At 48.9% G+C, this 7,509-nt stretch carries 4 protein-coding genes and 1 pseudogene; all 5 read left to right on the top strand.

The features are described 5' to 3' along the window. Positions 1–667: 667 nt before the first annotated feature. Positions 668–1,183 (top strand): annotated as a pseudogene (locus BWI93_RS22615) (RNA polymerase sigma factor); the annotation flags it as partial. Between the two features lie 26 nt (positions 1,184–1,209). Further along, a complete protein-coding gene (locus tag BWI93_RS29780) occupies positions 1,210–1,326 on the top strand; it encodes a hypothetical protein (protein WP_369679203.1) in 117 nt (38 codons plus the stop codon). Between the two features lie 45 nt (positions 1,327–1,371). Beyond that, on the top strand, positions 1,372–2,379 hold the full coding sequence (locus tag BWI93_RS22610; RefSeq protein ID WP_094815499.1) for a FecR family protein: 1,008 nt from the start codon (positions 1,372–1,374) through the stop codon (positions 2,377–2,379). Positions 2,380–2,394: 15 nt separating this feature from the next. After that, positions 2,395–5,826: a SusC/RagA family TonB-linked outer membrane protein gene (locus tag BWI93_RS22605; RefSeq protein WP_094815497.1), complete on the top strand. Its 3,432-nt coding sequence runs from the start codon at positions 2,395–2,397 to the stop codon at positions 5,824–5,826. Between the two features lie 21 nt (positions 5,827–5,847). Beyond that, on the top strand, positions 5,848–7,458 hold the full coding sequence (locus tag BWI93_RS22600) for a RagB/SusD family nutrient uptake outer membrane protein (protein ID WP_094815495.1): 1,611 nt from the start codon (positions 5,848–5,850) through the stop codon (positions 7,456–7,458). Positions 7,459–7,509: the final 51 nt, after the last annotated feature.

Below are 7,509 nucleotides of genomic sequence, written 5' to 3'. Positions count from 1 at the left end.
GGTAGGCGGCTTAAGCCCCAGAATGGAATTCCGACATGAAATGTGACAGAACGGGGTTCGGTTTTACGCAGTCCATGAAGAGGTTAGACCCTCTACTAATAACGATGAACGATCAACCAATAGCTTTTGCTTGAAGATGACCCGCCTCACCCATAGAAAGCTCTTAGGTTACCAGCCGTATCAACGAATAACCTAAGCTTTTGCCGTCTTCAAGTTATAAAAGAAGAACTGATTAAAAATAGTATTATTCTAAGTTCGCTCCGTTAGGGAATCTTTCCAAAACGCTATATAGCGTATTATCTATCAATGCTGTTTTATAATTTTTTTCATAAAGGCCTAATACATTAGCCTTTTACAAGAGAACCATGAAGAATAAATCTCTTGAACTATAATTTCAAATGATCTAATGAAAAAGTGGTAGTAACCATTTTTACCTACCAATTATATGGAGCGACTTGCCAGGGATTTCTATTATATTTGTTCCTCCTTTTTGTAAAACGCCGCCACGATACCTTCTTTTTTGCTGGTTTTGAGCAGATTTTTAACTCTTACAGAAGGGGTTAAAAAAAAATATAAAAATTTTCCAGTTTGGCTTAAGGGATTTTTAGGGCTCCCGTGTCTTCCCCCTGAATTGTCACCACTTGGCATACCGATAATGTAAGATTCTATGCAGCTAGCTAGCACTTGGAACTCTTTTCTAACGACTGATCCCGTTTCTCCGGCCGATGAAACGGAGCATGAGCCGTTAAAAAGCTCTGATCAGGAGCTTTTTACCCGAAAAACCTTCGAGACCAATCCAAGGCTAGGTTGTGAAATACTCTTCCGTCGGCACTACGTGGAGCTGTGCAGTCATGCCGTGCGTTTTGTAGGGTCCAAGTCGGTTGCTGAGGATATGGTCGCTGAAGTGTTCTGCCAATTCTATGAAAAACAGGTTTTTTCGACCATCACCAGTTCGTACCGGGCTTACCTCTTTAAAACGGTACGCAACCGGGCTTACAACTACATTCGGCAGTCCTTTCAGCGAGACGTACCCATTGAAGAGGCAGAAGCTTATTTGAGCGAACATAGTCAGCAACCCGATGCACTCACTCAATACGATGAATTGTATCAGGATGTAGAAAAAGCCATTGATTCCCTGCCCGTACAACGCCGGAAGATTTACCTGATGTACCGTTTGAAGGCAGAAAGTACGCAGAAATCGCTACTGAGTTGGGCCTGTCCGTTCGTACCATCGAAGTACAAATTCGCCTGGCCAACCAGACCATTCGAGAAATGCTGAAATCCCGCTGGTTCCAGCTCCTTTTAGGAATATTCTTTATTCACTAAGGTTGCCTGACGTTCCTTTCTGCCTTGCTCAATAACATCCGTACCATGAATCCACTCATTAATAAACAGCTCATCTTTGATTTCTTTTCGGGCAAAGCGACGGTTTTGCAGCGAAAGCAAATCGAAGCGTGGAGCCAGGACCCACAAAACGAAGAATTGTTTTACGAATGGTTGCAGGAATGGGAACGCTCACACCTGCAATACCACCCGGATCAGGAGAAAGCGTATAGTCAGTTTAAGGATTTTCTGTACAATGATCAACGGCCTACGTTTTCAAACGTCGAACCCGAAAGTACAGATCGTTGGCGTAACTATCGGAAGTGGCTGCTTCCTTCGATTGCGGCATCCCTTCTGGTGCTACTGGGATACTTCTACCAGGATCGGTTACTGAATCAGCGTTACGCCACGGGCTATGGACAAGTGAAAGTGGTACAACTGACCGACGGAAGCCGCGTAACGCTGAACGCCAACTCCACGCTGCAGGTACCCCGTTTCGGATTTTTGGGAAAGCGTCGGCAAGTGAAGCTCGAAGGGGAGGCCCTCTTTTCCATTACCCATACTCCGGATGATCAGCCTTTTGTGGTAAAAACGGATCACGGTTCGGAAGTAGTCGTATTGGGTACGGAGTTTAACCTTTTCACGCGTTCCCGGGCTACCGAAGTAGCTTTACTTCAGGGCAGCGTCGAATTTCATTACCAGAAACAGGGTAACAAAGGGGATGCCGTCCGACTCAAACCCGGCGATCTAGTAAAGCTTCCCTCGAAAGGCAACGTTCAGCTTAAAAAATGGGATCGGAGCCATCATTTTTCCAGCTGGCGTGAACACCGCTACGTGTTCAAAGAAACGTCCCTTCAGGAGCTGACGTACCTCTTTGAAGAAAATTTTGGGATCGTCCTGCGTATCCCCGAATCCCGAACCGCTGCCCTTACCTTGTCAGGAGCCTATCCAGCCGAAAGTGCCGAAGAGCTACTCAGCATTATTGCCGAAGTACTGAACTTACGCATCATCCATCAGGACAAAGAAATTATTTTACAATCTACTTCTCTCACATAATCCCTCTATCTCCGTATGTCTCTTTTTTTTACTAGCCTACACACGTGGGGGCTAGTGGTTTGCCTGGCTTTACCTGGCCAGCCCGCTAGTCCTTTGCTGTCACCGACGGAGTGGCAGTCCTCACTTCAGCTAAAAAATACTTCCCAACGGAAACTTAAAGACGTATTACATGAGCTAAAAGAGCGGTTTGGCGTTGATATTCTTTTCGGCGATCAGCTGGTGCAGGGTCTGACGGTGCCTAAAACGGCTCTTGATCCCAAAGCCAGCCTGGAAGAAAATCTGGACCGGGTGCTGAAAAACTCTGGTCTGCACTACCGCAAGGCGAAGGACGGAGCCTATCTGATTGTCGGACAACGTCTGGATAAAACAACGGAGCGGGAATTACCGCAAACGTCCGCCCGTCCCAGTAGCCCGGTGGCCTCGCAACAACCCAGTCTGGAAGTACAGGATCAGGTCATTACCGGCAAAGTAACCGATGAAAAAGGGGAAGGCTTACCGGGAGTGAACATCCTCCTGAAAGGTACCTCCCGGGGAAATACTACGGACGCGGAAGGGAATTTCAAATTGACCATTCCAGAGAGTGCCGACAATACCCTGGTTTTCTCCCTGGTCGGGTATATGAGTCAGGAAGTAGCCGTAGGTACGCGTACGACCATCGACGTTCAGCTGAAACAGGACATCAAAAGCCTGGAAGAAGTGGTCGTGATCGGATATGGTACCGTGAAGAAATCAGACGTAACGGGTGCCGTTGCTTCCATCGATTCCAAAAACATTGAGAAAGTAAACCGCGTGGACGCAGCATCGGCTATTCAGGGACAAGTACCCGGGGTGATGGTGCAGCGGACGGATAACAAACCCGGTAGCGGTGGATTCAACATCCGGATTCGGGGAGCCAGTACCATTCACACGACCGAAACGGCGGCCAATGCTGGGTATACGCCCGGACAAAACCCTCTGTTTATCGTTGATGGTATTTTCGTGAACGATATTTCCTTTCTGAACCCCGCCGATATTGATCGGATGGACGTGCTGAAAGATGCGTCGGCTACGGCTATTTACGGTTCGCGGGGTACGAACGGGGTTGTTATCATCCAGACGAAAAAAGGGGAAAGTGGTAAACTCACCGTTCGGTATAACAACTACGTGGGTGTCAAAGAAGTGTATCACTTACCACCCATTTACAATACGACCGGGTACGTGGATTACCTGAAAGATGTAGTTGTGGGCAATCAATACGCTTCTGGTAATTACAATTTTACCCGTAATGACGTCAACTTGCCCAATTACCTGAATGCGGAAGAGTTGAAGAACATCAACGACGGCGTTAGCACGAACTGGATCGACCTGATTACCCGGAAAGGTTTTCAAACCAACCATACCCTGGATTTAAGCGGTGGAAATAAATCTACTGTCTACGCGATCGGTTTTGGTTATACGCAGGATAAAGGTACGACGCGTGGCGAAGACTTTAACCGCTACACGCTGCGGGGCAACCTGAGCAGTGACCTGACGAGCTGGCTGAATTTGAGCTATAATAACTACGTGACGGTAGCCACGCAGAACGCGGGTAGTTTTGAAGCCTTCCGAAGTGCGTACCGCTTAAAACCAATTGGAAGAGCGTACAACGAAGATGGTAGTCTGAAATTCCTCCCGACGGCGAAGGAAACGCAGGTGACCAACCCCTTACTGGATATTGAGAACGAAATTCGGGAAACCAAGTATCTCAATTACCTGGGCGACATTGCCGTGCGACTGAAGCTGGTTCCCGGTATGACGTTCACGTCCAAGTTTTCACCCAACATCAAGTATACCCGTTACGGCGAGTACCGTGGAAAGTATACCAAAAGCTCGGTGGGTAATCAAAGCAGTACGCGGGCTCAGGTGGAAAACTACCTGGATTTCTCGTATACCTGGGATAATATTGTCAATTACGATACCAAGATTAACGACGATAATAAGATTAATGCGACGTTTGTTTATTCGCAATACAACGCCCAAAACGAATCCTATTCCCTGCAAGTAAGAAACTTCTCCTCCGACGATTATCTGTTTTACAATCTGGGAGCGGGTTCTACGGTCAACAATTACTCCAGTCGCTACCTCAAGCAAACGCTTGAATCGTTCACGGGTCGGATCAATTACAGCCTGAAAGACAAGTACATCTTTACGGTAACGGGTCGTTACGATGGTTCCTCCATTCTGGCGGAAGGGAACAAGTGGGCCTTCTTCCCCTCGGCGGCTTTTGCCTGGCGTATGATTGATGAAGGATTCCTGAAATCTCAGAACCTGTTCTCCGATGCCAAACTTCGGCTTAGCTACGGTAAAACGGGTAACAATGGTGCCGGAGGCGGTCTGTCCCCGCTGGGTTCTTTGTCGCTGTTGTCACCGAGTTATACCAATATCAATGATCAGAGTATGAGTACGCTGTTCATCACGGGTCTTGCCAACAAAAACCTGACCTGGGAGCATACGGCTGAAATCAACGTAGGTCTTGACTTTGGTCTTTTCAAAAACCGTCTGACGGGTTCTTTGGACGTGTACGACCGGACGACGAACAACATCATTTTCTTCCGTCCGCTACCCCTGGCAACGGGCTTTCCCGGTACGTATGACAACATTGGAAAAGCGAGCAACCGGGGTGTGGAGCTGGGCTTGAATGCCGTCGTGATTGATGCGAACAAATTCCGCTGGTCGGTGAATCTGAACTTTGCTGCCAACCGTAACAAAGTGCTTAAACTCAACGGAAGCAGTGACGAAATCATCTTCGGTTCACAGGGAGCGACGCTGATTCACAAAGTCGGCCAGCCGATGGGGTCCTTCTACTACTTCAAAGCGAATGGTATTTGGGGAACCGATCAGGTGGAAGAAGCGAGAAAATATGGTCAAAAACCCGGACAGGTTCGCGTAGTTGACGTAGACGGCGACGGACAAATCACCGAAAGTCGTGACCGGATGATCATCGGTAACTCCGCTCCGAAATGGACGGGTGGTATGACGCATTCCTTCACGTACAAGAACTTCGATCTTTCCGTGTTTGCCTATACCAGTCAGGGAGCAATGGCTGCCAGTAACTTCCACCGGTCCTTTGCCTTTGCTTACGACAACGAGCCCGCCCGCCTCTGGAATGGCTACCGCACCGACTACTGGACGCCTGACAACCAGACCAGTAACTGGTTTCAGCCCGGTAACGGTGGTACTTATTCGAGTGCCTACAAGTACATGGACGTATCCTTTGTGAAAGTCGGTTACATGACCTTAGGATACCGCCTGCCCGCTGATCTGCTCAGTAAGGCCCGCATCGGCAGCCTTCGGGTGTATGCGACGGTTCAAAACCCCTTCACGTTTACCAAATACGACGGTTGGGATCCTGAAAATGCCTCGCGTAACGACTGGGGTGGAGCCTTTATGTCGCGGACTTACATGGCTGGTTTGAACTTAAGTTTTTAAAGCATCGAAACACGCATTCTGATGAAGATTAATAAATTATTACCCCTCGCAGTAGCGTTTTTAGGCATGTCCTGTCAGGGATTTCTGGATGAAACCAACCGGCAGTCGCAAACGCTGGAAGATGCCAGTAAGAACGCCGTAACGTTTAATCAGTTACTCGCTCGGGTTTACGAAGTTTCCCGGAACAATACGACCCGTTACGCTTCCGACATGTTATACGTGCTGGAAGATCTGGGAACGGATATTGTCACCCGCAGCAGTCCGCTCACGGGTACCGACCCGCTGAATGATTACGTGGACTTGAACCCCTCTACTTACGCCTTACAGGTATACTGGGGCAATCAGTACGCCAATATTGCGGCAGCGAATACCTTACTCGACAACGCGGACCTGATTCAGGGCGTTGAGGCAAACATGAAGACTTCGGGTATCGGACAGGCCAAGTTTTTCAGAGCCTGGGCGTATTTCAACCTGGTAGAAAACTACGGCGGAGTACCGCTGGTACTGAAGCAGGTCAATACGGCTCAGACGTCCTTTCCACGGGCTTCCGAAGAAGAAGTGTACAAGGCCATCGTAGCCGATCTGGAAGATGCTCTTAGTAAGGTAGAGGACAAACCCAGCGAATACGGCCGGGTTTCCAAAGACGCCGTACGTCACCTGTTATCGAAAGTACTGCTGACCAGAAGTTATAAAACCTTTGCCGTCAGTGAGGATGTAACCCGTTCGATTAGTCTGGCGGAAACGGTGGTAGCCACCCACCCACTCGAATCCTCATTTGCCCGTTTATTTTCAACGGAAAACGTAAGAAGTCAGGAAACGGTGTTTTCTTACCTGTTTGGCAGCGTTACGTCCAGTCTGGGCTGGGGTAATACGCGTCACATGCTGTACAAGTTCGAATACTTTAACTATCCCGGTATGACGCGGGGCACCCTGTACCAGAACGGAATTGGCCGTAACCCGACACCCTATTTCTACAGCTTGTTCGACGATAAAGACCAGCGGGCAGAAGCCACGTTCCGCCGGGCCCTGATTGCCGACAAGGTAAGTACGGATGGTTTGATCAAGATTGGTGATACGGCGATCTACTTTCCCAAAACCTCCTGGACGCAGGCTCAGATCAGTGCGAAACGCTACAAGGTCATCAACCCTGATCAGTACTTCACGAACGATGGGGTGACGAACGTGCATTATCCCATGTTCCGCAAGTTTGATAACCCCGGAGCACCGTTTGTATACGCGGATCAGCCGGCCTTAGGTACTCGCGATATGATCATGATGCGGGCCGGTGAAGCGTATCTGCTGGCCGCCGAAGGTTATCTGAAATCCGGAAACACTACGAAAGCAGCCAGTTTAGTGAATACGCTCCGTTCGCGGTCCGGACTGACGACGGCTCTGATGCCCGCTCAGATCACGCTGGACTTTATTCTGGACGAGCGGGCCCGGGAATTAGTAGGTGAGGTAAACCGCTGGATGGATTTGAAACGGACCAATAAGCTCATCGAGCGTACGCTGGCGTATAATCCGCACGCGAAACTGAATAAGGCTCTGACGACCAAGCACTTATTACGCCCCATTCCTCAGTACGAGATTGATGCTTCGGGCGGTACGGTCGTTCAGAATAGTAACTACTAGATTTCATACACTTCTGGTATCAAAACAAGTTTTCAACGAAGGACGATCCGT

Source organism: Siphonobacter sp. BAB-5385 (assembly GCF_002261125.1).
In the GTDB taxonomy this organism is placed as follows: domain Bacteria; phylum Bacteroidota; class Bacteroidia; order Cytophagales; family Spirosomataceae; genus Siphonobacter.
Note: the sequence above shows the minus strand (reverse complement) of the source record. Positions and strands in the feature narration are given on the sequence as shown.

Bases quoted from the DNA above. Each gene is read 5' to 3' on its own strand.
- BWI93_RS22600 (WP_094815495.1), top strand. From the start codon at position 5,848: ATGAAGATTAATAAATTATTACCCCTCGCAGTAGCGTTTTTAGGCATG.
- BWI93_RS22605 (WP_094815497.1), top strand. From the start codon at position 2,395: ATGTCTCTTTTTTTTACTAGCCTACACACGTGGGGGCTAGTGGTTTGC.
- BWI93_RS22610 (WP_094815499.1), top strand. From the start codon at position 1,372: ATGAATCCACTCATTAATAAACAGCTCATCTTTGATTTCTTTTCGGGC.